The organism is Paracoccus marcusii, from assembly GCF_006151785.1.
Lineage (GTDB): Bacteria > Pseudomonadota > Alphaproteobacteria > Rhodobacterales > Rhodobacteraceae > Paracoccus > Paracoccus marcusii.
This window is the reverse complement of record NZ_VDDD01000288.1, coordinates 1-622: the sequence shown is the minus strand read 5'-3', so window position 1 is coordinate 622 and position 622 is coordinate 1. Positions and strand designations below refer to the sequence as shown.

Sequence of the window (622 nt, the reverse complement as noted above, 5' to 3'; positions counted from 1 at the left end):
CGGGCGGCCATCTCGCAGGCCTGGCGGGTCGCCGCCGCCGTCAACGCGGGATCGACCGTCACCGCGCCCAGCCCGGCCTGGGCCCGCATCTGGCTGACGGAGGACGCGATGGCCTGGCTGGCCCGGGGCGGGGGCGTGGCGCAGGATGTCGACGCATGGGCCGGCCATGCGCCGGCCACGATCAGCGCCAGCGCGGCGATGCGGTTGAAATGTCGGGTCATCCGATCCTCGTCTTTGTGGTCATCCGAATGGGTCGGGCCGCAGGTCATGCCCGCGGCCTAACGGGGGGCCGCATAGACGGCGGCCCAATAGGTCGTGCGCCCGTCCTGGGACGTCGCCTGCCCCACGCCGAAATCGCGCACCTGAGGCAGCATGATGTTGGCGTGATGCCCCGGCGAGGCCGTCCATTCCGACAGCACCCGCGGTAGCGAGAACGGCCCCGCGGCGATATTCTCGGCCGAGACGGTGGGCTGATAGCCCGCCTGCTTCAGGCGCATGGCGGGTCCGGTGGTGGTGCTGCCCAGATGGGTCATGCGCCCGCGCTGCGCCATGTCGCAGGCATGGCGCGCCGCGACCCGGGCCAGCCGGGGATCGGCGCGCAGCGGCGTCAGGCCGGCGCGGG

Annotated in this window: 2 protein-coding genes; both read right to left on the bottom strand. The window is 73.3% G+C overall.

The genetic code is table 11. The features are described from left to right. Nucleotides 1–221, bottom strand: a 221-nt coding sequence (locus FHD68_RS18805; protein WP_139086657.1) for a CAP domain-containing protein, incomplete at its 3' end; no start/stop codon positions are given. Nucleotides 222–278: 57 nt separating this feature from the next. Continuing rightward, nucleotides 279–622 (bottom strand): CAP domain-containing protein (locus tag FHD68_RS18800; protein WP_045984227.1); only part of this gene is annotated, 344 nt, incomplete at its 5' end.